General features: G+C 61.8%; 25 protein-coding genes. 11 read left to right on the top strand and 14 right to left on the bottom strand.

Annotated features, from left to right (window positions below; genetic code table 11):
- The first annotated feature begins 76 nt into the window (after window positions 1-76).
- Complete coding sequence (locus HF916_RS23250) at window positions 77-1,165, top strand: hypothetical protein (protein ID WP_168791145.1); 1,089 nt, start codon at window positions 77-79, stop codon at window positions 1,163-1,165.
- Between the two features lie 64 nt (window positions 1,166-1,229).
- Here HF916_RS23250 and aroQ read toward each other — a convergent pair whose 3' ends face one another.
- The 3 genes from aroQ to HF916_RS23235 are packed head-to-tail and all read right to left on the bottom strand — an operon-like array spanning window position 1,230 to window position 4,218.
- Window positions 1,230-1,667 (bottom strand): type II 3-dehydroquinate dehydratase, encoded by a 438-nt coding sequence (gene aroQ / locus HF916_RS23245; RefSeq protein WP_168791144.1) that lies wholly within the window; start codon window positions 1,665-1,667, stop codon window positions 1,230-1,232.
- 43 nt (window positions 1,668-1,710) lie between these two features.
- Window positions 1,711-2,778 (bottom strand): Gfo/Idh/MocA family protein, encoded by a 1,068-nt coding sequence (locus tag HF916_RS23240; RefSeq protein ID WP_168791143.1) that lies wholly within the window; start codon window positions 2,776-2,778, stop codon window positions 1,711-1,713.
- A gap of 33 nt (window positions 2,779-2,811) precedes the next feature.
- Window positions 2,812-4,218: an MFS transporter gene (locus tag HF916_RS23235; RefSeq protein WP_168791142.1), complete on the bottom strand. Its 1,407-nt coding sequence runs from the start codon at window positions 4,216-4,218 to the stop codon at window positions 2,812-2,814.
- A 276-nt stretch (window positions 4,219-4,494) separates the two neighbouring features.
- Here HF916_RS23235 and HF916_RS23230 point away from each other — a divergent pair, with 276 nt between their 5' ends.
- Window positions 4,495-5,451, top strand: coding sequence for a LysR family transcriptional regulator (locus HF916_RS23230; protein ID WP_168791141.1), 957 nt, complete (start codon window positions 4,495-4,497; stop codon window positions 5,449-5,451).
- 259 nt (window positions 5,452-5,710) lie between these two features.
- Entirely contained in the window at window positions 5,711-7,234 is a 1,524-nt protein-coding gene (locus HF916_RS23225) for a CoA-acylating methylmalonate-semialdehyde dehydrogenase (protein WP_168791140.1), read from the top strand.
- Window positions 7,235-7,322: 88 nt separating this feature from the next.
- On the opposite strand, the gene HF916_RS23220 is transcribed toward HF916_RS23225, so the two are convergent.
- From HF916_RS23220 to HF916_RS23210, 3 genes are all read right to left on the bottom strand, one after another.
- Entirely contained in the window at window positions 7,323-8,663 is a 1,341-nt protein-coding gene (locus tag HF916_RS23220) for an MFS transporter (RefSeq protein WP_168791139.1), read from the bottom strand.
- A gap of 64 nt (window positions 8,664-8,727) precedes the next feature.
- The gene (locus HF916_RS23215) at window positions 8,728-9,291 is read right to left on the bottom strand and encodes an isochorismatase family protein (RefSeq protein WP_168791138.1); all 564 of its coding nucleotides are present in this window, start codon (window positions 9,289-9,291) and stop codon (window positions 8,728-8,730) included.
- A 16-nt stretch (window positions 9,292-9,307) separates the two neighbouring features.
- Window positions 9,308-9,760: a MarR family winged helix-turn-helix transcriptional regulator gene (locus tag HF916_RS23210; protein WP_168791137.1), complete on the bottom strand. Its 453-nt coding sequence runs from the start codon at window positions 9,758-9,760 to the stop codon at window positions 9,308-9,310.
- Between the two features lie 150 nt (window positions 9,761-9,910).
- Between HF916_RS23210 and HF916_RS23205 the strand changes: the two genes are divergently transcribed.
- From HF916_RS23205 to HF916_RS23195, 3 genes are read left to right on the top strand one after another with little or no spacing between them, the layout of a single operon-like run.
- On the top strand, window positions 9,911-10,372 hold the full coding sequence (locus HF916_RS23205; RefSeq protein ID WP_168791136.1) for a VOC family protein: 462 nt from the start codon (window positions 9,911-9,913) through the stop codon (window positions 10,370-10,372).
- A gap of 3 nt (window positions 10,373-10,375) precedes the next feature.
- The gene (locus HF916_RS23200) at window positions 10,376-10,714 is read left to right on the top strand and encodes an ArsR/SmtB family transcription factor (RefSeq protein ID WP_168791135.1); all 339 of its coding nucleotides are present in this window, start codon (window positions 10,376-10,378) and stop codon (window positions 10,712-10,714) included.
- Window positions 10,711-11,208 carry an SRPBCC family protein gene (locus HF916_RS23195; protein ID WP_168791134.1) on the top strand — a complete coding sequence of 166 codons (498 nt, stop codon included), beginning with the start codon at window positions 10,711-10,713 and terminating at the stop codon, window positions 11,206-11,208. Before HF916_RS23200 ends, HF916_RS23195 begins: the two co-directional genes overlap by 4 nt.
- Window positions 11,209-11,238: 30 nt before the next feature.
- Here the strand turns inward: HF916_RS23195 and HF916_RS23190 are convergent, their stop codons facing one another.
- Entirely contained in the window at window positions 11,239-11,850 is a 612-nt protein-coding gene (locus tag HF916_RS23190; protein WP_168791133.1) for a LysE family translocator, read from the bottom strand.
- Window positions 11,851-11,867: 17 nt separating this feature from the next.
- Window positions 11,868-12,515: a VTT domain-containing protein gene (locus HF916_RS23185; protein ID WP_168791132.1), complete on the bottom strand. Its 648-nt coding sequence runs from the start codon at window positions 12,513-12,515 to the stop codon at window positions 11,868-11,870.
- Between the two features lie 138 nt (window positions 12,516-12,653).
- Between HF916_RS23185 and HF916_RS23180 the strand changes: the two genes are divergently transcribed.
- Window positions 12,654-13,181 carry a GNAT family N-acetyltransferase gene (locus tag HF916_RS23180; RefSeq protein ID WP_168791131.1) on the top strand — a complete coding sequence of 176 codons (528 nt, stop codon included), beginning with the start codon at window positions 12,654-12,656 and terminating at the stop codon, window positions 13,179-13,181.
- A 189-nt stretch (window positions 13,182-13,370) separates the two neighbouring features.
- Here HF916_RS23180 and HF916_RS23175 read toward each other — a convergent pair whose 3' ends face one another.
- From HF916_RS23175 to HF916_RS23155, 5 genes are all read right to left on the bottom strand, one after another.
- Window positions 13,371-14,432, bottom strand: coding sequence for an alkene reductase (locus HF916_RS23175; RefSeq protein ID WP_168791130.1), 1,062 nt, complete (start codon window positions 14,430-14,432; stop codon window positions 13,371-13,373).
- Between the two features lie 86 nt (window positions 14,433-14,518).
- A complete protein-coding gene (locus HF916_RS23170) occupies window positions 14,519-14,821 on the bottom strand; it encodes an ArsR/SmtB family transcription factor (protein WP_168791129.1) in 303 nt (100 codons plus the stop codon).
- Between the two features lie 479 nt (window positions 14,822-15,300).
- Window positions 15,301-16,263, bottom strand: a complete 963-nt coding sequence (locus HF916_RS23165; protein ID WP_168791128.1) for a 2-hydroxyacid dehydrogenase — start codon at window positions 16,261-16,263, stop codon at window positions 15,301-15,303.
- A 25-nt stretch (window positions 16,264-16,288) separates the two neighbouring features.
- Complete coding sequence (locus tag HF916_RS23160; RefSeq protein ID WP_168791127.1) at window positions 16,289-17,692, bottom strand: sodium:solute symporter family protein; 1,404 nt, start codon at window positions 17,690-17,692, stop codon at window positions 16,289-16,291.
- A 101-nt stretch (window positions 17,693-17,793) separates the two neighbouring features.
- On the bottom strand, window positions 17,794-19,014 hold the full coding sequence (locus HF916_RS23155) for a mandelate racemase/muconate lactonizing enzyme family protein (protein ID WP_168791126.1): 1,221 nt from the start codon (window positions 19,012-19,014) through the stop codon (window positions 17,794-17,796).
- A 112-nt stretch (window positions 19,015-19,126) separates the two neighbouring features.
- Here HF916_RS23155 and HF916_RS23150 point away from each other — a divergent pair, with 112 nt between their 5' ends.
- The 4 genes from HF916_RS23150 to HF916_RS23135 all read left to right on the top strand — a co-directional run bounded on the left by HF916_RS23150 (window position 19,127) and on the right by HF916_RS23135 (window position 23,499).
- Window positions 19,127-19,837 carry a FadR/GntR family transcriptional regulator gene (locus HF916_RS23150; protein ID WP_168791125.1) on the top strand — a complete coding sequence of 237 codons (711 nt, stop codon included), beginning with the start codon at window positions 19,127-19,129 and terminating at the stop codon, window positions 19,835-19,837.
- Window positions 19,838-20,089: 252 nt separating this feature from the next.
- Window positions 20,090-21,091: a Gfo/Idh/MocA family protein gene (locus tag HF916_RS23145; RefSeq protein WP_240975475.1), complete on the top strand. Its 1,002-nt coding sequence runs from the start codon at window positions 20,090-20,092 to the stop codon at window positions 21,089-21,091.
- 127 nt (window positions 21,092-21,218) lie between these two features.
- The gene (locus tag HF916_RS23140) at window positions 21,219-22,568 is read left to right on the top strand and encodes an MFS transporter (protein ID WP_168791123.1); all 1,350 of its coding nucleotides are present in this window, start codon (window positions 21,219-21,221) and stop codon (window positions 22,566-22,568) included.
- 55 nt (window positions 22,569-22,623) lie between these two features.
- The gene (locus HF916_RS23135; protein WP_168791122.1) at window positions 22,624-23,499 is read left to right on the top strand and encodes a glyoxalase/bleomycin resistance/dioxygenase family protein; all 876 of its coding nucleotides are present in this window, start codon (window positions 22,624-22,626) and stop codon (window positions 23,497-23,499) included.
- A gap of 43 nt (window positions 23,500-23,542) precedes the next feature.
- Here the strand turns inward: HF916_RS23135 and HF916_RS23130 are convergent, their stop codons facing one another.
- Window positions 23,543-24,448, bottom strand: a complete 906-nt coding sequence (locus HF916_RS23130) for a LysR substrate-binding domain-containing protein (RefSeq protein ID WP_168791121.1) — start codon at window positions 24,446-24,448, stop codon at window positions 23,543-23,545.
- Between the last annotated feature and the right edge of the window lie 21 nt (window positions 24,449-24,469).

The following is a 24,469-nucleotide window of genomic DNA, read 5'->3' as shown; positions in this document are numbered from 1 at the left end:
CGCGGTCGGCGGCGCGAGCCGCTAAAGTATGCGTTTGCGCCGACTACCTGTTGCTTTCATTTGAAGAGAAGTCCACATGCCGTTGTCCAATGGGTCGTCGAATGGTCCGTCAAACGATGCCGCGCAGAACAGCGCCTTGAAACAGGCGGTGTTTCTGCATACAGGCTGGCGTAGCGCGGGAACGTGGGTCTGGTCGCGACTGCGCGAACTCGACACCGTGACCGGCTTTTATGAACCGCTCAGCAACGTGCTCGCGGACCTGAGCCTGGCCGATGTGTCCGCGTCGCGCCCCACGCTGACGTCGGGGCACCCGCCGCTCGACGCGCCGTATTTCGACGAATATCGCCCGTTTTTGCGCGATGGCGCTCGCGGTGTTGACGGATACCGCCGGGGCTTCAGCCTCGATCGCTTCGCCAGCGTACCGGATGCGGAATTCCCCGAATTGCAGGCCTATTTGCGCAATCTGTGCGAGCGCACCATCGAACAAGGCGGCGTGGCGGTCTTCAAGTTTTGCCGTTCGTCCGGCCGGCTGCCGTGGCTGAAACAGGCTTTTCCGCAGGCCATGCATGTGGGTGTGCTGCGAAACCCCGCGTCGCAGTTCGCTTCGGGGTGGCTGCTCAGTCGGCAATGGAGCAATCCGTTTTTTGTGGCCGCGCCGTTTCGGGTGCTGGGGCTGAATCAGGCGGACCCGCTGGTCAGGCAAGCCATCGAGATCTGCGGCGTGAGCTTGCCGCCCGCCGCGCCCACTTCGGACGATGCCTATGCAATGGCTTGCGAGCAGTATGCGCGCACGGCGGAGGGCAATAACGCGTATCGGGCGTTCGTCGCGTTGTGGATTCTGTGTGCGTTGCGCATGGCGGATGGCGTTGATTTGCTGATCGACATGGACCGGCTTGGAACATCGCGCGACTACGCGGCGGGTTTGCGCGCCGGGTTCGAAACGCAGAGCGGATTGTCGCCCGACTTCAGCAGCGCACGCGATCTGGTGGAAGAGACGCGTCGCGGTGCGACGCGCATGAGCGGCATCGACGGAAGGGCGATGCGTGCCGTGCATTCCGCTGCGCTCAAATTCCTCAAGGCACAGGGCGGCGCGGATGCCGCCTTTGTCGAAGTGGTCCGCGAGAAGATGGTGTTGGCCAACGAACTGACCGACGCATGGCGCTGAGCGTCCGCCGCGCGCCGGTGACCGACACCAAACACGGCGACGCGTGATCACTATCAACTAAGAACTAGGCAGCCGCCGACACCGCCGCCCGCAACCCCAGCAGATAACTGTCGACACCAAAGCCGCAAATCTGCCCTTTGACGATTTCCGCAAACACGGACACATGCCGGAACGCTTCGCGCGCATGGATGTTCGACATGTGGATTTCCACTACCGGCACCGTCAGGATCGCCAGCGCATCACGAATGCCGTAGCTGTAATGCGTCCACGCTCCGGCGTTGATCATGACGCCGGCGGCATCGTCGGTGAAAGCCTGGTGGATGCGTTCGCACATGGCGGCTTCGCTGTTGGTCTGAAAGCTCTCGACCTGAACGCCCAGTTCCTTGCCCAATGCCTGCAGGCTGCTGTCGATTTCGGCCAGCGTCACGGTGCCGTATTGCGCGGGGTCGCGCTTGCCGAACATATTGTGGTTGATGCCGTGAAGCATCACGAACGTTTTCATGGGGTGTCCCTGGAGCAATGGGTTCAGTAAAGGCGATGCGATATCAATGCGCCGCTGCGACCGCGGGCGTCGTGTTGACCACGGAACCAGCATTGGCCGCTTCGACGATTGCCTCGGTAATGCGCAGATTCTGCAAGCCGTCGCGGGCGCTCACGAGCGGTTCTGCTTCTTGGCGGATCACGCGCACGAAATGTTCGAGTTGGAGCTTGAGCGGATCGTCGCGAGTCATGTCGGCGACGCCGACCTGAAACGGCTTCCACCACGAACGGTCCCCAGCCTTGCCATAGGTTTTCAGGCGCATGGTCGGCACGGCGAGTGAGCCGAAGGTGCCCGCAATGACGTAACAGTCTTCATCCGGATACGACGGATAAGCCTTGTTTTCCTGCGACGTCTGTTCCCAGCTACGAGCACTTGCGGCCGTGTCCGACAGCATGAAGCTGCCGAGCGCGCCGCTCGCGAAGCGCAGGTTGATCGCCACCGTGTCTTCGACCGGAAAGCCGCGCGTCGCGTGCGACGAAAACGCCTGCACGGCCACGATATCGCCGCACAGCATGCGCAGGTTGTGCACCTCGTGAATCATGTTCAGCAGGATTGGGCCGCCGCCCGGCTCGCGCCGCCAGGGGGCATCGGCGTAGTACTCATCCGGTTTGAAGAAGACCGCGCTGCCCATTACCGCGACCAGTTTGCCGAGCCGGCCTTCGTCGATCAGTTGCTTCGCGCGGGCCATGATCGGACTGTGCGCGCGATGATGCCCGATCAGCAACGGCACACCGCGGCGTTCGACTTCGCCGACCAGCGTTTCAGCCTCATCGACCGTGGACGCGATCGGCTTTTCGAGCAGCGTGGGCACGCCGGCCGCGAGACAGGTCAGCGTGTGCTCCACATGCAACGGGTTCGGCGTGGCCAGGATCACGCCGTCCGGGCGATCGTGTTCGAGCAGTTCTTCGAGCGTCCGGTAAAGCGGCACGCCGGCCTGGGTAGCGAGCGCCTGTGCCGCCGGCGACGGGTCGACGATCGCCGACAGCATGCAGGTGCCGCTCTGCTGCGCGACAGCCATGTGAGCGCGGCCGATGTAGCCCGCGCCGGCCACGGCGATCCGAGTCCTGTTCATGGATCGATTCCCTTGAAGTTCGGGCGAAATGGATTACGCGAGGGCTTTCTTGGCTTCAGCCATGGTCTCGGCCCGCATCCGCTCGTAGCTGACCTTATCGATCGGCACCGCATTGGGTTCGCCCAGATCGCTCAGCTTGACGCGGTAGTTCTCGCGTGCGCTCCATGCGGTCACCGCGGCAACGATGGTGATGGCGAACGTGATCGTGCCGATGATGATTGGCACATTGGTCGATCCGGGCGGCGCGACATAGGCGAACAGCGCGGGCAGCAAAGCGGTGATCGTCGTGCCGATATTCTGGCCGATGGCCATCGCGGAGACGCGCGAGCGGGTCGGGAACAGTTCCGGAAAGAAGCTGGGGAACGTGGCGTTATACCCTTGATAGACGATGCCCCACATAAGGATCGACATCACCATGGCGAGCGGGACGTTGCGGATGCTGATCGCGTACAGGTAGCCGAACGAGAGCAGACCCGCGCCGAGCGCGCCGACGATAATCGGCAGGCGCCGGCCGATCCGGTCGGAAAGATTGCCCACATAGGGAATCACCAGCACGGCGACGATATTGCCGACCACCGGAATCCACAGATAGACGCTCTTGGAGAACCCGATGCCGTACGCCGCTTGTACTGCATACGCCGCGCCGAAGATGGTGGCGACGACCGGGATCACGTTCATCAACGAGCAGCCGACCACGCGCAGCATATCGCCCCAGTTGTAGCGGAAAGCTTCGACAATCGGCGACTTGGGCACGTTGCCGCTCGCGTCTTCCTTGGCGAAGGCGGGTGTTTCATGGACTTCGCGGCGAATGTAGTAGCCGGCGATCAGCACCACGGCACTCAACAGGAACGGGATGCGCCAGCCCCACGAATTGAACGAGCTCTCTTCCATGAAGTAGGCGAGCGGCAGGAACACGGCGGCGGCGAGAATCTGGCCCGCCTGCACGCCTTGCAGGGTAAAACTGGCGTAGTAACCGCGCCGCCCGAATGGCGCATGTTCGAGAATCATCGAACTCGCGCCCGAGATTTCACCGGCCACGGCGAAGCCCTGAACCAGGCGCAGCACCACCAGCAGGGCGGGCGCGAGCAGCCCGACGCTGTGATAGGTCGGCAGAAAGGCGACTGCCATCGTCGAGAAGCCCATCAGGAACATACAGACGAGCAGAACGTTCTTGCGGCCGTGGGTGTCGCCCCAATGCCCGAGCACCACCGCGCCGATCGGCCGCGCGACGTAACCCACGCCGTAGGTGGCGAGCGAAGCCACGATGGCGATCTTTGGATTGCCCGATGGAAAGAACAACTGTGGAAAGATAAGGGCCGCTGCCTGAGCGTAGATGAAGAAGTCGTAGTACTCGAGTGCCGAGCCGATCCAGCCGCTGGCGGTTGCTTTGCGAGCCTGCGAGCGGTTCTCGTGTCCGCCTGCCGATGTATTCGTTTCCATGCTGTCTCCTGAAACAGAAATGTTTTTGATCAGCTTCTACGGCTGATTCATTGGCGTACTGAAAGCAAAACTATGCAAGCCAGGACTTACCTGGCCCCAGACTGCGCGACCTGCTTTCCGGATGCGCGGATGTTGCCATGCAGCGAAGCGCTCGACGGCAATTCAGGGTTAACGAGTACCTGGTTGTCCCGAGTAATTCATCCGACCAGCACGGCTTGCCCAATCTGATCGTTAAGGCTAGGGTAATGTGCTTCTGCACGGACACAATGCGGCCAAATGGAAAATCAGAATGCGCTCACAGCCAGCAATGAGTCTTTCCTGCGCGATCTGCAGTTGTTCTGCAACATCGCGCGCCGGGGCAGCTTCGTGGCGGCATCGACGGAAATGGGCTTGTCGCCCTCGCATGTCAGCAAGCGCATCGCCATGCTGGAAGTCAGTCTCGGCGTGAAACTCTTTCAGCGCACCACGCGCCGGGTCAGCGTGACGAGCGACGGCGAAGCCGCTTTGCAGTGGGCGCAAAAAATACTCGACGACGTGCAGGGCATGGCCGATGCGTTCGCCGATCGCCGCACCGAATTGCGCGGCTTGCTGCGCATCAGTACCAGCCTGAGGCTCGGCCGCAAGCACGTGTCGCCGATTCTGGCCTTGCTGCGCAAGCGTCATCCGAATCTCGAGATCTGGCTGGAATTGCTGGACCGGCGCGCCGATCTGGTCGGCGAGAACTTCGATATCGACATTCGCGTGGGCGAAGTGCATGAGCAGCACCTGATCGCGCACAAGATGGTGGAGAGCACGCGGATACTCTGCGCGTCGCCGGATTATCTGGAACGGCGCGGCGCGCCGCTCGAACTGGCTGAGCTGACCCAGCACGACTGCCTGCTGTTTCGCGGACGCGACGACCGCTTCGGCGTCTGGCGTCTGAGCGGTCCGAACGGCGAAAAGAGCGTCAAGGTGACGGGCACCGTCGCGTCCAACCTCAGCGATATCGTCGTGCAGTGGGCCAAGGACGGTTACGGCGTGGTGATGGTGTCGATCTGGGACGTGGCCGAAAGCCTGCGCGCCGGCGAACTGGTGCGCGTGCTGCCTGATTACCTGCAGTCCGCCGACGTGTGGGCGGTGACCGCGGAGCGTCTGTCGTCGTCGGCGAAGATCCAGGTGTGCATCGAATTTCTCCGGGAACAGTTGACGAGCGGGCCGTATGCACTGGTGACGCGCGGCGTGGGCGGCTTTTGACGGCGTTGCGCCGCAGCGTTTGCCAACGCCGGATGAGGTTTCCGTTCCAATACAGTTACCACGCAAAAAACAATACAGTGTGGCGCGGTTTTATCTGGCTGTATCGGGAGTATGACCAGCGCCGTCGATACAGTTGGCAGGTCTCGATGGAGCCTGCCGACGAGCGGATCGCCGCTCTGGCGCTGTGCGACGTAGCCTGATTTTTGCCTATGGCCCGGTGCTGATACGCCGCGGTTTATCCCGAACACGAGGTAAGGACATGAATGCAGTGAACGAACAAGCGAAGCTGTCGGTGCAGCAACTGGGCCACTACATCGGCGGCGCGCCGGCCGCGCCGACCAGCGGCCGCTTCAAGGACGTGTTCAATCCCGCCACCGGCAAGGTGACCGCCTCGGTCGCCCTCGCGTCGGTCGAGGAAGTGGACGCGGCGGTGCAGGCCGCCAAGGCCGCCTTTCCCGCCTGGAGCGAGACCGCGCCGATCAAGCGCGCCCGCATTCTGTTCAAGTTCAAGGAGTTGCTGAACAAGCATCACGACGAACTGGCGATGCTGATCACACGCGAACACGGCAAGGTGTTCACGGACGCGCAAGGCGAAGTGGTGCGCGGCATCGAAGTGGTCGAGTTCGCGTGCGGCATTCCGAACCTGCTGAAGACCGATTTCACCGACCAGATCGGTGGCGGCATCGACAACTGGAATCTGCGTCAGGCGCTGGGCGTCGTCGCGGGCATCACGCCGTTCAACTTTCCGGTCATGGTGCCGATGTGGATGTTCCCGGTCGCGCTCGCTTGCGGCAACACGTTCGTGCTGAAGCCGTCGGAGCGTGATCCGTCGGCGTCGCTGCGTCTCGCCGAATTGCTGAAGGAAGCCGGTCTGCCGGACGGCGTGTTCAACGTGGTCAACGGCGACAAGGTGGCCGTGGATGCGCTGATCGATCACCCGGACGTCGCGGCGCTGTCGTTCGTGGGCTCGACGCCGATCGCCGAATACATTCACACGGAAGCGTCGAAGCGCGGCAAGCGCGTGCAGGCGCTCGGCGGCGCGAAGAATCATCTGGTGGTGATGCCCGATGCCGACCTGGACCAGGCGGTCGACGCATTGATCGGCGCGGCTTATGGTTCGGCCGGTGAGCGCTGCATGGCGATTTCGGTCGCGGTCGCGGTCGGCAACGTCGCCGACAAGCTGATCGAGAAACTGGTGCCGCGCGTCAAATCGCTCGTAATCAAGAACGGCGAATATCTCGACGCCGAAATGGGCCCGTTGGTTACCGCTGAACATAAGGCCAAGGTGACGGGTTATATCGCGTCGGGCGAAGCGGAAGGCGCGAAGCTGATCGTCGACGGCCGCGCGCATCCGGTGACGAGCGAAGAAGGCTTCTTTGTCGGCGGCACGCTGTTCGACAATGTCGGTACGGAAATGAAGATCTACAAGGAAGAGATTTTCGGCCCGGTGCTGGCAGTGGTGCGGGTGCCCGATTTCGCGAGCGCCGTGGATCTGATCAACGCGCACGAGTTCGGTAACGGCGTGTCGCTGTTCACGTCGGACGGTGGTGTGGCGCGCGCGTTCGGCCGGCAGATTCAGGTGGGCATGGTCGGCATCAACGTGCCGATTCCGGTGCCGATGGCATGGCATTCGTTCGGCGGCTGGAAGCGTTCGCTGTTCGGCGACCATCACGCTTACGGTGAAGAGGGCGTGCGCTTCTATACGCGCTACAAGAGCATCATGCAGCGCTGGCCGGATAGTATCGCCAAGGGTGCTGAGTTTACGATGCCGGTGGCGAAGTAAGTCATACAGCGGGATAGTTGAAATGAGAAAAAGCCGCGCCTGAAAATTCAGGTGCGGCTTTTTCGTATCAAAGCGCGGCGACGGCCCTTTAAACTCCTGAAGACGAATCTTCTTCCGCTTCGCTCAACACAGCGTTTTGCACCGCCACAGCGGGGCTGACATAAGCGGGCGCCTGACGCGGATCGTCGACGCTGTAGCGCAGACGTCCCGCTTCGATATACACGCGCAACTGGCGGTACTTCACGAAATAAAGCAAACCGACGACCGCCCCCGCGAATCCCGAAGCCGCGCCTACCCCGAGCGCCCAGCGCGGGCCGAAACGGTCCGCGACCCAGCCGACGACCGGCGCGCCGAGCGGCGTACCGCCCATTAAAATAGCCAGCAGAATCGCGATCACCCGGCCGCGCATGGCAGGCTCGGTGGTGACTTGTACGAGACTGTTGGTGGAGGTCGTGAAGGTCTGCGTCGAGACACCGATCGCGATGAGTGTCAGGCCGAATAACACGGTGCTCGGCATCAGCGAAGCTATCGTACAGCCCACCCCGAACATGGCCGCCGCGCTGAGCAGCAGCGCCATGCGCGGTTTTGCCCGGCGCGCGGCGAGCAGCGCGCCGGTCACGGAGCCGATCGCCATGGTCGAACTCAGCACGCCGTATTCGCTGGCGCCCGCATGGAACGCGGTGACCGACATCGTCGAAATGAAGATCGGGAAGTTCAGGCCGAACGTGCCGATCAGGAACAGCATTAACAGCGCGGTCTTCAGATCAGGGCGCTTCCAGACATATTTGAAACCTTCCACGAAACTGCCGCGCGAGCGCACCGCGTGCGGTTTCAGATGCAGTTCGTGCAGCCGCAGCATGCGCAGCGAACCGAGCACCGCGACGAAAGAGAGCGCGTTGATGAGAAACACCCAGCCGGTGCCGACCGAGGCGATCAGCAATCCGGCGACCGCGGGCCCGATCATGCGCGCCATGTTGAACGAAGTGGAATTCAGTCCGACGGCGTTCGACAGATCGTCTTCGCCGACGAGGTCGGACACGAAGGTCTGGCGCACCGGCGAGTCGAACGCGGTGACGCAGCCGAGCAGTCCCGCGAACACATAGACGTGCCACAACTGCACGAGCCCGGTAACGGTGAGAATGCCGAGACCCAGTGCGCAAGTCCCCATGGCCGCCTGGGTCGCGAACAGCAGCTTGCGGCGGTCGAAGTGATCGGCCGCATAACCGGTGAGCGGCAACAGCAGCAATTGCGGACCGAACTGCAGCGACATGACGATCCCCACGGAGGTCGCATTGTGACGCGTGAGTTCCGTGAGGACGAGCCAGTCCTGCGCCGTGCGCTGCATCCACGTACCGATGTTGGAGACGATCGCGCCGCTCGCCCAGACCCGGTAATTGAAATTGCGCAGCGAACGGAAGGTGCCTTTCACCGGACTGTTTTCCTATGCGGGCTTAGGCCGGCGCGCGGGCTGCGCGGTGCGTTCGAACTCGACATCATGCGCGCGAGCGTTCGAGCAGATCGAGAAGCTCCTGCGTCGTGCCGGTTTCGCCGAGACGCGGGAAGATGCGCGTGATGCTGTTGGTGTGAGCGTCCGCATTGAGGTCGGTCATGGCGTCGACGACGAGCGTGACGTTAAAGCCGAGTTCGTTTGCGTAGCGCGCGGTGGATTCGACACCGATGCTCGTCGCCACGCCCACCAGCACCACTTGCGTGACGCCTTGCTCGCGCAGATACGCTTCGAGATCGGTGTTCGTGAACGCGCCCCAGGTGCGCTTGGTGACCCGATGATCCGACGGCTGCGCGTTGATCTCGGGCACGAGGTCCGCGAAGCCGGCGGGGAAGTCGCCGGCGTGGCGCGCCTGTTCCGCGCGGCCCGGCGCGCCGCCGGTCACGTTGACGAGCACCACGGGCAGGCCGTGGCGGCGAAACGCGTCGGCGACGACAGCCGAGCGCTTGACGACTTCGCCGGTGGGATGCGCGGTGGGCAGCGCGACAATGCCTTGCTGCAAATCGATGACGATCAGTGCGGTTTTTGCGTCGAGCGTGGTGAGTGCCATGAGTGGCTCCTGAGAGTTACGAGTCGATGAGGCGTTTGAGTAAGTCGACGCCGGTAGCGAGTTGTCGTTGCTCGGCCGCCGAGAAACGCGTCTGGATGGTGCGGAACAACCAGTCTTCGCGCGCCGCCCGGCTTGCCTTGATTTTCTTGCGAAAGGCGGGTGTGAGGGAGAGGACCGTTTGCCGCCCGTCGTTCGGATCGGGCGCGCCGCTAACGAGCCCGGCGGCTTTCAGAACCGAAAGCGTCTCGCCCATGGATTGCGGACGCATGCCGTGAGCACGCGCGAGCGCGGTGACCGTTGCCGGACCTTCTCGCTCCAGCAAGCCGAGGACCTGCACCTGCGAAAGGGTGAAATCGCCCAGATGCGATTCTTCACGCAAGCGGCGGCGCAGTTTGCCGACCAGCACGCGTAAATCTTCCGCCATGGCGTGCAGGGCTTCGGTATCGGCCGGTAGATCGTTCTTGCTCATGCCATGACAAATGTGAAGGTTACCTACGAAGGTTACCTTCGTATCTGGCTGAGGTCAAGGTGAGGGAGCCATTCATGTCGTCCTTGCTTTCGTGATTTGTTTAACTATAGTGTTAAATATTAACCATCAGGTTTACAAAAGGAGACAATCATGAGCGAGCCGCTTCAGCGTCCTTCATTGGGATCCGCGGTGTACTACAAAGACCCGTTTGCCGCGCTCGACTGGCTCGAACGGGCGTTCGGTTTCGAGCGCCAGATGGTCATCACGGACAACGACGGCCAGTTGGGCCACTCGGAAATGCGTTTCGGCGACAGCTACCTGATGGTCTGCCGCGAATGGTCGGAAAACGCGGCCAGCCCGGCGTCGATCGGCGGCAAGAACACGCAGTCGGTGCACGTGCAATTGCGTAACGGCATCGACGAGCATTGCGCCCGGGCGCGCGCCGCGGGCGCGGTGGTTACGCGCGAACCGGAGGATCAGTTTTACGGCGACCGTGTCTACGCCGTCCGCGATCCGGAAGGGCACGTGTGGAGCTTCGGCCAGACGGTTCGCACCGTGTCGCGCGAGGAAGCCGAGCGCGTCAGCGGCCTGAAGATCGAAGGATGGGTGTAACGCATGGCCCTGCCTGCCAGCGCCTCGCTCGACCGCACATTGGCCGCGCTAGCCGATCCGAACCGGCGTCACGTGGTCGATCTGCTCAGCCGTCAGCCGATGCGCGCCGGCGAACTCGCGCAAGCCACCGGCTTGTCGCCTCAAGCGATGAGCCGGCACTTGCGTGTGCTGCGTTCGAGTCAGTTGATCGAGGAATCGCATGACGGCGTCGACGCGCGCGTGCGGCTTTATGTGTTGCGCTCGACGCCGATGAGCGAGTTGAAGGCGTGGCTCGAACAGACCGAGGCCATGTGGGCCGGGCAATTGCTGTCGTTCAAAGCGCATCTGGAGGCACAGGGATGAGCTCGCGCGTGCAGGTGTCGTTGCGCGTGGCCGCCTCGCCGCAACGCGCGTTCGACGTTTTTACGCGCGAGATCGGCGCATGGTGGCGGCCCAATCAGCTGTTTCAGTTCACGCCGCAAAGCGCCGGCGTGTTGTCGTTCGAACCGGCTGAACAAGCGGGCGGCCAAGGCCGCCTGGTCGAGACGCAGGCGGACGGCAGCGTCTTCGAGATTGGCCGCGTTACGGCTTGGGAGCCCGGCGAGCGCCTTGCCTTCGGCTGGCGTCAGGCCAGTTTCAGCGACGCGCAGCACACGCATGTCGAAGTGCGTTTCGAAGCGGTGGGCGACGAAACGCGGGTGACCGTCGAGCATCGTGGCTGGGATGCCGTGCCGCAGGAGCATGTGGCGCGTCACCATTTCCCCGATCGCGTGTTTCTGCTGCGGCACGGCGAATGGTGGCGGGCGTTGCTGGCTTCGCTACGAACCGCGGTGCAGGCGTCCGGGCCGGCTGACTGAGCGCGAGGGCGTCGCCGCGACGGGGAAGCCTCAGCGCGTGGCGATCGCGGCCGCGACGCCCGCCATCATCGTCGCGCTCGCGCGGTTGGCGATCTTCACGGCGCGCCGGGTGGTGAGCAGCTTGCGCGCACGCGTGGCGAGCAGCGCCCAGCCGAAGTCGACGGCCATCAGCACGATCAGCATGGTGAGCGTGAGTTCGAACCACGCGACGGTGCCGATGCGCGACAGGTCGATGATGGTCGGCAACAGCGCGAGGTAGAACATCATGATCTTCGGATTGCCGAGCGTGACGAGCAGACCCGCCACGAACATGCGCCACGGCGACTGACCGCTCGGCAACTCGCTGCCTTGCACGTCGGCCGGCGCGCGCCACATCTTCCAGGCGAGAAACAGCAGATACGCCACGCCGATGAATTTGAGCACCACGAACACCATGCCGAAGCTGCGCGCGATCACCGCCAATCCCGCCACCGCGCAGGTGAGCCAAAGCGCCTCGCCGATCCACATGGCGGCGAGAAAGGGCAATACGTCGCGAAAGCCGTTGGTCAGCACGCGCGCGACCAATGCGGCGATACTTGGTCCCGGCGTACCGGCCGCGACGATCAGCGCGAGGGCGAAAACGAGCAAGGCAGACAGCGTCATGACGGTCTCCACGAACTTCAGTGCGCGCGCAGCCGCCGGTTGACGAAGCGCCACACGGCGCTCACGAGCAGCGAGCCGACGCCGAGCGCGACGCCTAGCAGCACGATCGAACTCATGTGATCGCGCACCAGCGGCACATTGCCGAACAGATAGCCGGCCGCCACCAGCGACACGATCCACAGCGCCGCGCCCGCGGTGACGAACGACACGAAACGCGCGAACGTCATGCGCGAAACGCCCGCGACGAACGGCGCGAAGGTGCGCACCACGGCGATGAACGGCGACAGGAGGAAGGTCAGTCCGCCGCGCGCTTCGTAAAACGCGTGCGCCTTGCGCAGCGCGTTCTTGTCGAGCCAGCGATAGTCGGCGGTATAGACTTTTTCACCGATTGCCCGCCCGATCGCGTAGTCGACGATGCTGCCGGCCACCGTCGCGGCGAACAGCACCGGGATCACGAGCCAGACGTTCAGCGCGCCGGTGGCCGCGAGACCGCCGCAAATGAAAATCAGCGGATCGCCGGGCAAGAAGAATAGCGGCAGGAAACCGATCTCGACGAACACGACGAGAAACAGCATCGCGTAGACGGCGGTGCCATATTGCACGATCAGGCCGCTCAGGTGCTGGTCGAAGTGCAGGGCGACCTGCAGCACATGCATCAGATCCATCTTGGGTCGAAGGGAAATTTGGATCTTCAGGAGTTTAGTCCCGCGGCGGCGCGCTGACTTGTCTATTTCTCGGAGGTGATGTCAATATCGGGGCGTGTCGTCGAGAATAACCATCAGCACGAACCTGCCAGAACGCCCATGCAACACGCTACCGGTATTACCTTCCGCCTTGCCGAACAACACGATGCGAACGCAATCCGCACGATCGAATTCGAAGCGGGGCAGCGCTTCCTCAGCGTCGATATGGCGGGTATCGCCGACGCGCCGCCGATGGATCTGGAAATCGTCGAGCGCAAGATCGCGGCGCGCGAAATCATCGTTGCCGTGGCTGCCGATGCAACGTGCGCCGGCTTCGTGATGTTCGAGCCGCAGCCCACGCGCATCTACGTGCAGGAACTCGATGTGCTCACCTCGTACGCGGGGCAGCGCATCGGCGCGGCGTTGATCGAGCAGGTCGCGCAAATTGCATGCGCGCAACGACTCACGCAACTGATTCTGTCGACGTTTCGCGAGGTGCCATGGAATGCGCCGTACTATCGGCGACTCGGGTTTCGCGATATCGAAGAGGCCGAACTCGACGCGGCGTTGATCGCGCGGCGCGACGCGCATATCGCGCGGGGACTCGACGAATCGAAACGGGTGTTCATGCGGCGTGATTTTGCGTGAAGGGTGATGTGTCCGCTGCTGGCATAGAGGCATAAAAAACGCGGCGGGTATGACTGGAACATATCGTTCGAGTCACACCCACCGCGCGTTTTTCGGCGCACTGCCATGCATTGGCTGCTTGTCGATTCAGCCGCTTAACCTCCGCCAACGCTCCGCATAGCTTCGCCTTTTTCCCGCCTGTTTCAAGCCTTATTCCACGGTTTCCAGCGCCGGATAGTCGACGTAGCCGGTTTCACCGCGTGCGTAGTACGTCGCCGGGTTCGGCTTGTTCAACGGCGCATTCGTAGCGAAGCGGCGCACCAGATCCGGATTCGCGATGAACAGTTGCCCCCACGCCACCGCGTCCGCTTCACCTGCGTCGAGCACCTGCTGCGCGGTTTCCTTAGTGAACTTTTCGTTCGCGATGTACGGGCCGCCAAAGGCTTTCTTCAATTGCGGGCCGAGACGGTCGTCACCCAGCGCTTCACGTGCGGCGATGAACGCGATCTTGCGCTTGCCGAGTTCGCGGGCCACATAGCCGAACGTGCCGGCCGGATCGGAATCACCCATAGCGTGCGCGTCGCGGCGCGGTGCGAGGTGCACGCCGACACGGTTCGCGCCCCACACGTCGATACATGCGTCGGTGACGTCGAGCAGCAGACGCGCGCGGTTTTCGATCGGGCCGCCGTAGGCGTCGGTACGCTGGTTGGTGCTGTCCTGCAGGAACTGGTCGAGCAGATAGCCGTTGGCGCCGTGCACTTCGACGCCGTCGAAACCGGCTGCCTTGGCGTATTCCGCGCCTTTGCGGAAGGCTTCGATCACGCTGGCGATTTCATCGAGTTCCAGGGCGCGCGGCGTCACATAGGGACGCTCCGGACGCACCAGGCTCACGTTGCCTCGTGCCGCGATCGCGCTCGGCGCGACGGGCAGTTCACCGTTCAGGAACAGTGGGTCGGAAATGCGGCCCACGTGCCACAACTGCAGAAAGATCTTGCCGCCGGCGGCATGCACGGCGCTCGTGACGAGTTTCCAGCCTTCGACCTGCTCCTGCGACCAGATGCCCGGCGTCTCGGCATAACCCACGCCTTGCGGCGTGACTGAAGTCGCTTCGCTGATGATCAGACCGGCGCTCGCGCGTTCAGCGTAGTACTTCGCCATCAGCGCATTCGGCACGCGGATTTCTTCGGCGCGCTGGCGCGTGAGCGGCGCCATGATGATGCGGTTCGACAGCGTGATGTCGCCAATTTGCAGCGGATCGAAAAGAGTCGGCATATGAGTTCACCTTTGGCCGAGGGCGCGCGGCCCAAGCCTGAAAAAACTGCTTGATGAAAGAAGCGCGGCGATACGAATAACGGCGCCTAGAGCTTGGTGTTGATGTGCTCGAGGAACGCCTGAATGACGGCTTCGTTGCGTTTGAAGAATACCCATTGACCCACCCGCTTCGACGTGACCAGTCCCGCGCGCTGCAGAGCCGCCAGGTGGGCTGACACAGTGGACTGCGATAAGCCGCACTGCCCGTCGATCTTGCCGGCGCACACGCCGTAATCGAGCGGCAGTTCCTGGTCGCCGAAATGCGCGTACGGCTCGCGCAGCCTGCTCAGAATCTCCCGGCGAACCGGATTGGCAAGCGCTTTGTGAATCGCGTCGATGTCGAGCGTCATTGGGTGGGTTTCAGGGTCATCAACAACAACAGGCAGGCGAAGGCGCTGGTCAGCGCCCTCGCGATTGCATCGCTACAACACGAATCATATATCGTATTTTGACGATATGTACGAAGGCACTACTGGCGATGGGGGTGATAGGCGTGCGGACGCACAAATAAAACTGCACATGGCAAGCTGGACGGGCTATTTCGTGATGTTTTCAATTTGCTTTCCCCTTTCGGCGTCAATCACGTCTGTTTTCCGCTAGCGGGATTGCAATGTTCGGCTATGGGCACACAACGAAGTCTGCTCGAACCGCGGTTTTTCCGTTCTTAGGCAACAAAGTCCGCTCAAAAGGCTAGAAGTGCGCTGCGCTGCGGCGTTGAGCGTAGTGAGGATCGGTCAAAGCTCTGAGAACAGGTAATCGACCTGCGCAACGTGGACTCTGACAAGCACGGCTTCGAGATTGGGCAGAAAACATGGCCATTGAGCCAGGATCAAACGGGCGATACGGCAGGGCGGCCCGCGGCGTACGCTGCAATATTCGCCAGTACGAGTTGCGACATGGCTTCGCGCGTCTCGGTCGTTCCACTTCCGATATGAGGGGTAAGCACGACATTGTCGAGCGACAACAATGCGGGCGGCACATGCGGCTCATTCTCGAAAACGTCAAGGGCGGCGCCGCCAAGCGTTCGCTGCGTCAACGCTTCGACGAGCGCGCTTTCGTCGACGACGGAGCCTCTTGCGACATTGACGAGCATGCCGGCGGGGCCCAGCGCGTGCAAGACAGTTGCATCGACTAGGTGGTGAGTGGCGGTGCCACCCGGCAAGGACAGGATCAGCACGTCAGCGTCTCGTGCCATGTCAACGAGCGATGCGTAGTATGGATAGGGTGAATCACTCTTGGGTCTCGGCCCGTGATACACGACGTGCATACCGCAGGCACTGACGCGATGGGCGATCTCGCGTCCAATTCCCCCGAGACCCACGATCCCGCATACCTTTCCTTTCAAACTGGTCCCGAGTTGACGACGCCCGGCGGTCCACTCACCTGCTCGAACAGCGTGATCCGCAACCACGATACGTCGAGCGAGACCGAGGAGTAGCCCAAGCGCAGCGTCCGCTACACACGGGTTTAGCACCCCCGGTGTATTGGTCACCTGGACTCCGCGAGCACCCGCTTCTGCGAGGTCGATCGGATCTGTTCCAACGCCAAAGCTGGCAATGAGCCGCAGATTGGGAAGTTGTTTCATGAGGGCAGCGTCCGCGCCAAACACGCCGCTGGTCGCGAGAACATCGAAGCGCGAGCCATGCCGAGCCAGAAAGGCACTACGATCGCTCTCCTGCCAGAGCTTTACCGTTTCGTATCCGGCGTCCAGACGCGCGACCAGGTCAGGCGGCAGGGGGCCGGCAATCAGGACGTTGGGCCGGTCCGCGGGTGTTTGCTGATGTGAGGACATTTGAGTTCGCGAGTAGTGTTGACGACTATGGACGACCGGCATGGACTGGCTGTGTCTCAGGTGATCGCGGCCGCAGAAGATGACTGACCGCCATCGCAACGATTGGCATGCCGAGGGCAAAATATGAACTGTCGACGCCGAAGGGGTTGCCGGCGAGGAACCACGAAATCGTTGCAATAACGGACAGGACGATGCCGACTAGTGCGCCACGAGGCGTGCCGAAGCGCGGTGCATAGAAAGACAGCAGGATCAATACCGCGAGCGTCGCGCGCAATGACTTACCGAGAAAAGCAATGAGCAGGATCTTGCTGGCGAAGAGGGCAAGGACCAATGGGATAAGACCGATCACGACGGTGGCGACGCGAATGAACCGAAGCGACCCGTCGTCACTGGCATCGTGCTTGAAGAATGGCTCATAAAAGTCGCGGAGTAAAAGCGTGCCGGAGGCGATCGTGCTGGCAGAAATGCCCCCAAACAGCGCGCCAGCTAGCCCAATTACGACGATGCTCGCTGTGAAAGGTGGCATGTGCGCGATGACGGTGGGAAAAGCGTCAATCGAGCTGATCCCGGGATAGAGCAGCGCACTGCATATCCCGATCATTGCGACGATGATGCCGAACGGGATCATCATCCCGGACACGTAGTAGCAGGCGCGTCGGGCGCCACGTTCGTCGGGGGTTGTAACGACGCCCTGGATGACATACTGCGTTGCGAAAATCGACCCGATTCCGGCGATCATCCAGGCAACGATCTGCGGCACGCCGACACCGGACATATCGAACATCCGTCCGGGTAGCGACGCACGCAAATGCGAGTAGCCGCCAGACTCGGCCAACGCGAATGCGAGGGCGAGCACGATACCCACGTATTTGATGACGGCGTTCAAAGTGTTGGTATAAACAACCGAACGAAAGCCACCCACGGTGACAAAAAAGATGACAACGATACCGACGATTATCGTCGCTGTTCCATGTCCGACATGCAGTACCGCTCCGAGAACAGCGCCGCCGCTTGCATACAGCGCAACTGCTACGACGTTCAGGGAGAAGATCGTCAATGCCGATGCCGCGTACCGAACCCCGCGGCCGTAGGTCCGCTCAAGAATCGCGGAAATAGTGTTGAGGCCCGTGCGCCGATACCGACCGACGAGGAGCAGCCCCAGCAGCAGAAACCCCATGGAGAGCGCGACCAGATTCCACGCTGCAGATATGCCTTCCTCGAACCCTTTCTGAGCGGTGCCAATGCTCACGGAACTGCCGATGAACTCCGACAGCATCAGAGCGGAGATCAGAATTGGCGAGAAAGGCTTGCCGCCCGTGGTAAAGCCACTGCTGCTGGATGCATGTCGACGCACACTGTAGCCAATGAATGCGACGATGAGAACGTACACGGCTGTAACGCAGATAATGACTGCGACTCTCGATAACATTGCTTGTCTCCTCAGAGTTTGCCCGGTCGCCGTGTGGCGACACTGATCTGGCGTCAACGGTTCTGATGACCGTTCAGGTGCTCGCCTGCATGCGTGTTCTGCTAGGTCCGCGATTTGTGTCGCGGTGTTCCGCTTTCGCGTATGACGGCGCCATCAGTTCGATGAACGTCGGGGAGTAGAGCGGTTCCAAGGCCTGGGTCTGTCGGTGCTAGTGCGACACCATCGCGGATCTCAGGCAATCGATCCACGAGTTGTGGATACCAGGTGGCCAGCGAGGCGCGCACGACCTCCTGGAAAATTGCCGTTGGCGCGTGCAGCGCCAGATGGAGGCCTGCCATGAGGGCGACCGGTCCGGTGCAGTCATGAGGCGCCAACGGCCGGGCATGTGTTTCAGCGAGCGCCGCGATCTTGCGGGCTTCGCTCAATCCCCCGCACCAGGTCAGGTCCAACATGACGAAATCGACGGCGTCGGCTGCGAGCATGTCGCGAAACCGCTTTGCGCCGGCCAGGTTTTCGCCGCCGCATAGTGGAGCGCGTGTCTGTCGGCGTAGATCGGCGACTGCGGACAGGTTGTCCATCTTTGCGATGGGATCCTCTACCCACAGGACCTGATAGTCGGCCAGCGCATTGCAAATCCTGGTTGCCGCGTGAGTTCCCCAGAGACTGTGCAGTTCGCACATGATTTCAATGCGGTCGCCGACGGCGGCCCTGATCCTGCGAAAGGGTTCAAGACCCGTCTTCAGATCGGACAGGCTGATGTGGTGTGCATTGCCTTGCGCGAAATCGTCGAAGGGCCAGATTTTCATCGCGGAATAACCCTCGGACAACAGGCTCTCTGCGAGTACCCCCGCATCACGCATAAAGGCGATCTGGTCGTCGTACGGTCCCTTGCTGCGATCATCTGCGACGATTGCCCGCCGACCTCCAAGGGAGGTGTTGAAATCGTACCCGGCGCAGGTGTTGTAGACGGGCACCTGCTCGCGCATCGCGCCGCCAAGCGCGACATACAGCGGAATACCACTGCGTTGGCCAGCCAGATCCCAGAGCGCGATGTCGACCGCACTGGCGGCGCGTACTTCCGCGCCGCTGCTGTCGAAACCAACGTACGGATTCAGGAGTTCGTGTGAGATCGCCGTGACATTCTGAGCGGGCCGTCCGAGCAACGCCGGAGCGATCTGTTCATGTAAAACCGCCTCCACGGCCTGGGCGCCGCGGAAGGTCTCGCCAAGCCCGGTCAGGCCGTCTTCCGTCTCGATTTCAACCCAGATGAGCTTCGGGCGTTCGGGAAGCCGGATGGTTCGCAGCGCTGTGATATTGGGCATAGCAATGGGCGGACGGATTGAGGAAGTGAGTCGATTCTGTCCACGCCGTTGCGGGCAGTCAAACATATCGGATATGCTGTCTGACAGCTTTTGAAACCTGTTTGGGGGCGCCATGTACTCGATCCGAACCTCCCCGCATATTCCGGCTCATACGCGGGACGAATACGCATACGACCAACTCCTCGCCTTATTAAGCGATCCGGAGTTTGGTCCCGACACCCGGCTTCCGGCGGAACAAACTCTTGCGGAGCGCTTCGGCGTGTCGAGACCGATGCTGCGGCAAGCGCTGGCCAGGCTTCGCGCCGAAGGGAGGATTTATTCGCGAAAGGGCTCGGGCAGCTATGTCGGTAACGAGATGACGGTATCGCAGGCACTGTCTTTCTCGACCTTGGCAAGCATCCCTGATGTGCGAAGTTTTCTGGAATTCAGGCGGAGCCTCGAGGGCGAGTGCGCGGCGTGTGCGGCACAGTTGGGCGATCGGGTTGCATTCGCGAAACTGAGAAAGAGTCACCTCAGACTTGGTCAGGCGCTCGCTGCTGGAGAGTCTGGGATCGAGCAGGACATCGCTTTCCATATGGCCGTCGCGCAATCAACCGGTAATCGTTTCTTCGCCCACACCCTGGCGGCATTGTCTGAACAGATGAACTTCAGTATCCGTCTGGTGCGCGATCTCGCTGGCCGCCCCATTGTGTCTCGTAAGCAGGAGGTTTTACGAGAACACGAGCAAATTCTCGATGCGATTGACGCCGGCGATGCAGCTGCCGCGCGAGACGCTATGCGTGCCCATATTGACGGGGGAATCGCCCGGCTTTTCGGGCGATAGCAGGGCCGACCCGCATTAAGGCCGCGCCAAGCCGCGGCCTGACAAGCATTCATCCTCATAAGCCCGGCCGGGCGATTAACCAAAAGTTATACGTCAACTGAAACTTGGCATACGACAGTTCGACGACAACTCCCTAGTATCTCCACACAGGGGTGCACAACGTTCGCCGGATCATTTGCCGCGGTCGCGCCGGTTTTGCGCTGCGCTTGTGGCCGACGAGTCACGAGGCGCTTATTTAGGACAATGGAAAAAATGAAACCTTTGCGTTTTGGCGTACTGGGTGCCGCGAAAATCGCCCGCTCGTTTATCGCGGGCGTCGCACCGTCGGAGCTTGTCGATGTCGTTGCTGTTGCGAGCCGCGATCTTGAGAAGGGGCGGCAGTTTGCAAGCGAAGTTGGCGTGCAGCGAGCGCATGGTTCGTACGAAGCGCTGATTCACGATGCCGATGTCGACGCCATCTATGTGCCGCTGCCCAACACCTTGCACGCGGAGTGGGTCATCAAGGCGCTCGATGCCGGGAAGCACGTGCTGTGCGAAAAGCCCATTGCGGTTTCCAAAGCCGACACGCTCGCGATGTTCGAGACTGCCCGGCGCAACCGCCGTTTTCTGGCGGAGGCCTACCCCTATCGCGCGCAGGAACAGACGCTCGCGCTGCGCCGCCTGCTGGACGAAGGCGCGATCGGACGCGTGCAAACGGTGTATGCGTGCTTTGGGGTGAAATTCAACGACCCGGCCAATATCCGGCTCGATCCTGAGCGTGGCGGCGGAGCGCTGCTCGATGCAGGCAGCTATGCGACAAGCATGCTGCGCATGGTCGCGGGCGAGAAGCCATCACGCGTCAATGCGATCGCGCGTTGGTCGGAAACGAAGGTCGACCTGACCGTGATCGCCAATCTCGAGTTTCCTGGCGGTCTGCTGGGCCAGATCGCGTGCAGTTTCAATACGGCCTACCACCGCCACGCGCTCATCGCCGGCTCGGACGGCATTCTCGAGACGACCTTCCTGAATAGCCCACCGGATGCCGGACCGCCCGAAATTCATCTGCGCCGCGGAATACCTTCCTCGACGACCCGCGAAACGATCAAGCTTGCGGGCGGCAACGGCTTTCTCGCTGAAGCAGACAGTTTCGCTCGCGCCATTGCGCTGGGTCCTGAGCACTGGACGGGCAGCACGGAACAGGAGTCGATCGACACGATCGCGACGCTCGAAGCCATCGCTCGCAGCGTCCGTTCCGGCAACTGGGAAAACGTGTAGCGAAACCGGCGATTGCCGCCGCGAGCCACGCTGCGAATAGGGCGCCTGTGCGGGACGTGCATTCGCATCAGGCCGCAATCGTGACAGACGCATCACAGACGTCTGCCTGTTCATATCGGAGACAAACATGAAGACAGAGGCAACGCTATCGCCGGCCGAGGACTTGCCCCTCGTGTCGGCGCGCCGCTCACGAACCCGTTTCACCATTCTCGCGCTGCTCGCGATCGGCACCGTCATCAACTATCTGGACCGTACGGTGCTGGGGATTGCGGCTCCGAGTCTGAGTCAGGATCTGGGGCTGTCGGCCGGCGTAATGGGCATCGTATTTTCTGCATTTTCCTGGACCTATACGCTTTCGCAGATACCGGCCGGGTTATTGCTCGATCGCCTCGGCGCGAGAAAGACCTACTTTCTTGCCGTCGCGAGCTGGTCGGCGTTCATTATCCTCAACGGGCTTTCTGGCGGTCTGCTTTCCCTGCTCATTTATCGGCTGGGGCTGGGCGTTGCCGAATCGCCGTGCTTTTCCACCAACAGCCGCGTCGTCGGCCACTGGTTTCCGCAGCGTGAGCGAGCGCGTGCCACCAGCATCTATCAGGTGGGACAGTATGTCGGTCTCGCCGTGTTCAGTCCGCTACTGTTCTGGATCATCGCGGCATTCGGCTGGCGTGCCATGTTCGTGATCGTCGGCGCAGTGGGGCTTGGATTTTCAATCGTCTGGTGGCTGCGCTATCACGAGCCGCACGAGTCGCGCACGATGAACGAGGCGGAGCGCGACTACATCGGAGCCGGTGGCGGCCTTACCGCAGCCGCCGATGCACAGCGGCCGTTCTCCTGGCACGACGTACGCAGCCTGCTGGGTCGTCGCGAGATCTGGGGGGCGGCGATCGGTCAGTTCGCGGGCAACTCCACCGTCGTGTTCTTCCTGACCTGGTTTCCAACTTATCTCGTGAGCGAACGCCATATGGCGTGGCTCAAGGTCGGATTCTTCGCGATCCTGCCGTTCGTCGGTGCCTCGGTTGGCGTGCTGTTCGGCGGATGGCTCTCCGATCTGCTGCTGCGACGCACCGGACGCATCAACCTGGCGCGCAAGCTCCCCATCATTAGCGGACTGTTGCTTTCGTCGAGCATCGTGGCGGCGATATACATGAAGAGCGATGCCGCCGTGATCGCCGTACTCTCGCTGGCGTTTTTCGGACAGGGCATGGGCGGCCTTGGCTGGTCCATCATTCCAGACATTGCGCCCAAACGCCTGATGGGGCTTACCGGCGGCATTTTCAACTTCACGGCCAACATCGCAGGGATCGTCACGCCGATCGTGATCGGCGCTATCCTTGCACTGACCGGCTCGTTCTATTGGGGGCTCGTGTTCATCAGCGCAGTGGCTTTGCTGGGCGCGGCATCGTATATCTTCATTCTTGGGGATATCAAGCGCATTGAATTACCCGAGGTCGGTAGCGCGACGAAGAACTCCGCATGAACCCCGTACTTAAGCATTGACGTTACCTAACGCATAGACCTTCGAAGGCAATCAGATGGAGCGTTTCGATTACGCACGCGAGGACACGGGAAATCTGGTCCTGCTCGAGCATGTCAACCTCACGATACCGGACCAGCGTCTCGCGACTGCTTTCTATGTCAGCGGACTCGGGCTCACGCGCGATCCTTATCTGATGACCGGCGTGAGCAATATGTGGATCAACATCGGCCGTTCACAGATTCACTTGCCGCACGGCGACGCACAACGGCTGCGCGGACACGTCGGTCTGGTCGTGGGCACGCGGCAGTCGTTGGTCGAACGGCTCTGCGCAGTTCGGTCGGTGCTCGAGGAAACCAGGTTCGGATGGACCGAGCGGGCCGACCGCATAGAGGTCACCTGCCCGTGGGGAAACCGTTACGACTGCCTCGATCCGGACGCGTGCCCGGCGGACGCGCCGTGGTCGGGCATCGATCTCGGCATGGCTTACGTGCGACTCGATGTGCCCATCGGGTGCGCGGGGCCGATTGCGACGTTCTACCGTGAGATGCTCGATGCGTCCGTCGAAGTCCGCGACCACCATGGTTCGCAGCAGGCGGTGGTCGCGGTCGGCACGCATCAGCAACTTATCTACGCGGAAACGCCCAACGCAAGCCCGGACTATGACGGGCACCACCTCCAGATCTATGTGGCCCGCTTCTCCGAACCGTACGCACGGCTCGTCGCACGTGGGCTGGCCTATAGCGAGGAGCCGCATCAATATCGCTTCGCCGACCTCATCGATCTCGCGAGCGGCGCGCATTGCTTCAGGCTCGAACATGAGGTTCGTAGTTTGCGGCATCCGCTCTATGCGCGACCGCTGGTGAACCGGAATCCGGAGCAAAGTAACCGGGATTACCGTATGGGTGGAGATGGGCGCAGCGGCGCGTTCTAGTCGGCGCTTGTAGCTTCCACGATGTGCGGCTTCGCTAAGGCCGCTAGTGCTTCATACGGGCGTGCTTCGATCGGGACGCCCGTATCAACGTGAGGAATGCTTGCAGAATCGGCGATGTATCTTCGCGCCGATAGAGACAACTCAGTTCGATCTCCCGCAACTGCGATGATTTGAGCGGCCGGTACACCACCCCGGGCAAACGCAGGTTCACCGCTGACTCCGTCGTCACGCAAACCCCGAACCGGCTCGCAACCAGCGCGATGCATGTGACGACGTCCTCGACCTCCTGTTCGACACGCAGGCGCACACCCTCGGCGCGAAACGCGGCCGTCACCTCCTGCGCGAGTCCGTGCACCGGCGCATTGGGATACAGAATCATGCGCTCGTTATCGAGGTCGCGCAGCGTCACGGATTTCTTCTCGCACAATGCATGCCCTTCGTACAGCGCGACGAGAAACGGCTCACGCTGAACCCAGTCGACCGCAATATCGCTTTCGTTTGGCACCAGCCGGTTAAAACCGATTGTGATACGACGCTCGCGAAGCGCCGCGATCTGCTCGGCCTTCGACATGTTGTGCAAGCCGATCTTCACCTCCGGACGCTCGGTATGAAAATCGGCGAGCAGTCTAGGGATGACGTTCAGGATGCCGGAACTGAAGATGCCGACGTCGAGCCGGCCCAGATATCCTTGACCCGCGAGTTGGGTCTGCTCTTCGGCGCGGCGGGACAGCGCGAGAATATTCGGCACTTCATCGAGCAATGCGCGGCCCGCTTCCGTCAGTTCCGCTCCTTTAGCCGTGCGGATGAAGAGCTGGGTGCCGAGTTCCTCTTCAAGCGCGCGGATATTCCGGGTGAGCGGTGGTTGCGCCATGTGCAGGCGCTCTGCCGCCCGCCCAAAGTTCAGTTCCTCCGCGAGGGCGAGGAAATAGCGCATCTGCTTCAGTTCCATGGTCTGTCTTTCCAGTCTGTA

This window comes from Paraburkholderia aromaticivorans, assembly GCF_012689525.1.
Classification (GTDB): Bacteria; Pseudomonadota; Gammaproteobacteria; order Burkholderiales; family Burkholderiaceae; genus Paraburkholderia; species Paraburkholderia aromaticivorans_A.
The sequence above is the reverse complement of the archived record's forward strand: the minus strand, read 5'-3'. Positions and strand labels throughout refer to the sequence as shown.

Coding starts and splice junctions, on each gene's coding strand:
- HF916_RS23250 (WP_168791145.1), top strand. CDS start 77: ATGCCGTTGTCCAATGGGTCGTCGAATGGTCCGTCAAACGATGCCGCG.
- aroQ (WP_168791144.1), bottom strand. CDS start 1,667: ATGAAAACGTTCGTGATGCTTCACGGCATCAACCACAATATGTTCGGC.
- HF916_RS23240 (WP_168791143.1), bottom strand. CDS start 2,778: ATGAACAGGACTCGGATCGCCGTGGCCGGCGCGGGCTACATCGGCCGC.
- HF916_RS23235 (WP_168791142.1), bottom strand. CDS start 4,218: ATGGAAACGAATACATCGGCAGGCGGACACGAGAACCGCTCGCAGGCT.
- HF916_RS23230 (WP_168791141.1), top strand. CDS start 4,495: ATGGAAAATCAGAATGCGCTCACAGCCAGCAATGAGTCTTTCCTGCGC.
- HF916_RS23225 (WP_168791140.1), top strand. CDS start 5,711: ATGAATGCAGTGAACGAACAAGCGAAGCTGTCGGTGCAGCAACTGGGC.
- HF916_RS23215 (WP_168791138.1), bottom strand. CDS start 9,291: ATGGCACTCACCACGCTCGACGCAAAAACCGCACTGATCGTCATCGAT.
- HF916_RS23210 (WP_168791137.1), bottom strand. CDS start 9,760: ATGAGCAAGAACGATCTACCGGCCGATACCGAAGCCCTGCACGCCATG.
- HF916_RS23205 (WP_168791136.1), top strand. CDS start 9,911: ATGAGCGAGCCGCTTCAGCGTCCTTCATTGGGATCCGCGGTGTACTAC.
- HF916_RS23200 (WP_168791135.1), top strand. CDS start 10,376: ATGGCCCTGCCTGCCAGCGCCTCGCTCGACCGCACATTGGCCGCGCTA.
- HF916_RS23195 (WP_168791134.1), top strand. CDS start 10,711: ATGAGCTCGCGCGTGCAGGTGTCGTTGCGCGTGGCCGCCTCGCCGCAA.
- HF916_RS23190 (WP_168791133.1), bottom strand. CDS start 11,850: ATGACGCTGTCTGCCTTGCTCGTTTTCGCCCTCGCGCTGATCGTCGCG.
- HF916_RS23185 (WP_168791132.1), bottom strand. CDS start 12,515: ATGGATCTGATGCATGTGCTGCAGGTCGCCCTGCACTTCGACCAGCAC.
- HF916_RS23180 (WP_168791131.1), top strand. CDS start 12,654: ATGCAACACGCTACCGGTATTACCTTCCGCCTTGCCGAACAACACGAT.
- HF916_RS23175 (WP_168791130.1), bottom strand. CDS start 14,432: ATGCCGACTCTTTTCGATCCGCTGCAAATTGGCGACATCACGCTGTCG.
- HF916_RS23170 (WP_168791129.1), bottom strand. CDS start 14,821: ATGACGCTCGACATCGACGCGATTCACAAAGCGCTTGCCAATCCGGTT.
- HF916_RS23165 (WP_168791128.1), bottom strand. CDS start 16,263: ATGTCCTCACATCAGCAAACACCCGCGGACCGGCCCAACGTCCTGATT.
- HF916_RS23160 (WP_168791127.1), bottom strand. CDS start 17,692: ATGTTATCGAGAGTCGCAGTCATTATCTGCGTTACAGCCGTGTACGTT.
- HF916_RS23155 (WP_168791126.1), bottom strand. CDS start 19,014: ATGCCCAATATCACAGCGCTGCGAACCATCCGGCTTCCCGAACGCCCG.
- HF916_RS23150 (WP_168791125.1), top strand. CDS start 19,127: ATGTACTCGATCCGAACCTCCCCGCATATTCCGGCTCATACGCGGGAC.
- HF916_RS23145 (WP_240975475.1), top strand. CDS start 20,090: ATGAAACCTTTGCGTTTTGGCGTACTGGGTGCCGCGAAAATCGCCCGC.
- HF916_RS23140 (WP_168791123.1), top strand. CDS start 21,219: ATGAAGACAGAGGCAACGCTATCGCCGGCCGAGGACTTGCCCCTCGTG.
- HF916_RS23135 (WP_168791122.1), top strand. CDS start 22,624: ATGGAGCGTTTCGATTACGCACGCGAGGACACGGGAAATCTGGTCCTG.
- HF916_RS23130 (WP_168791121.1), bottom strand. CDS start 24,448: ATGGAACTGAAGCAGATGCGCTATTTCCTCGCCCTCGCGGAGGAACTG.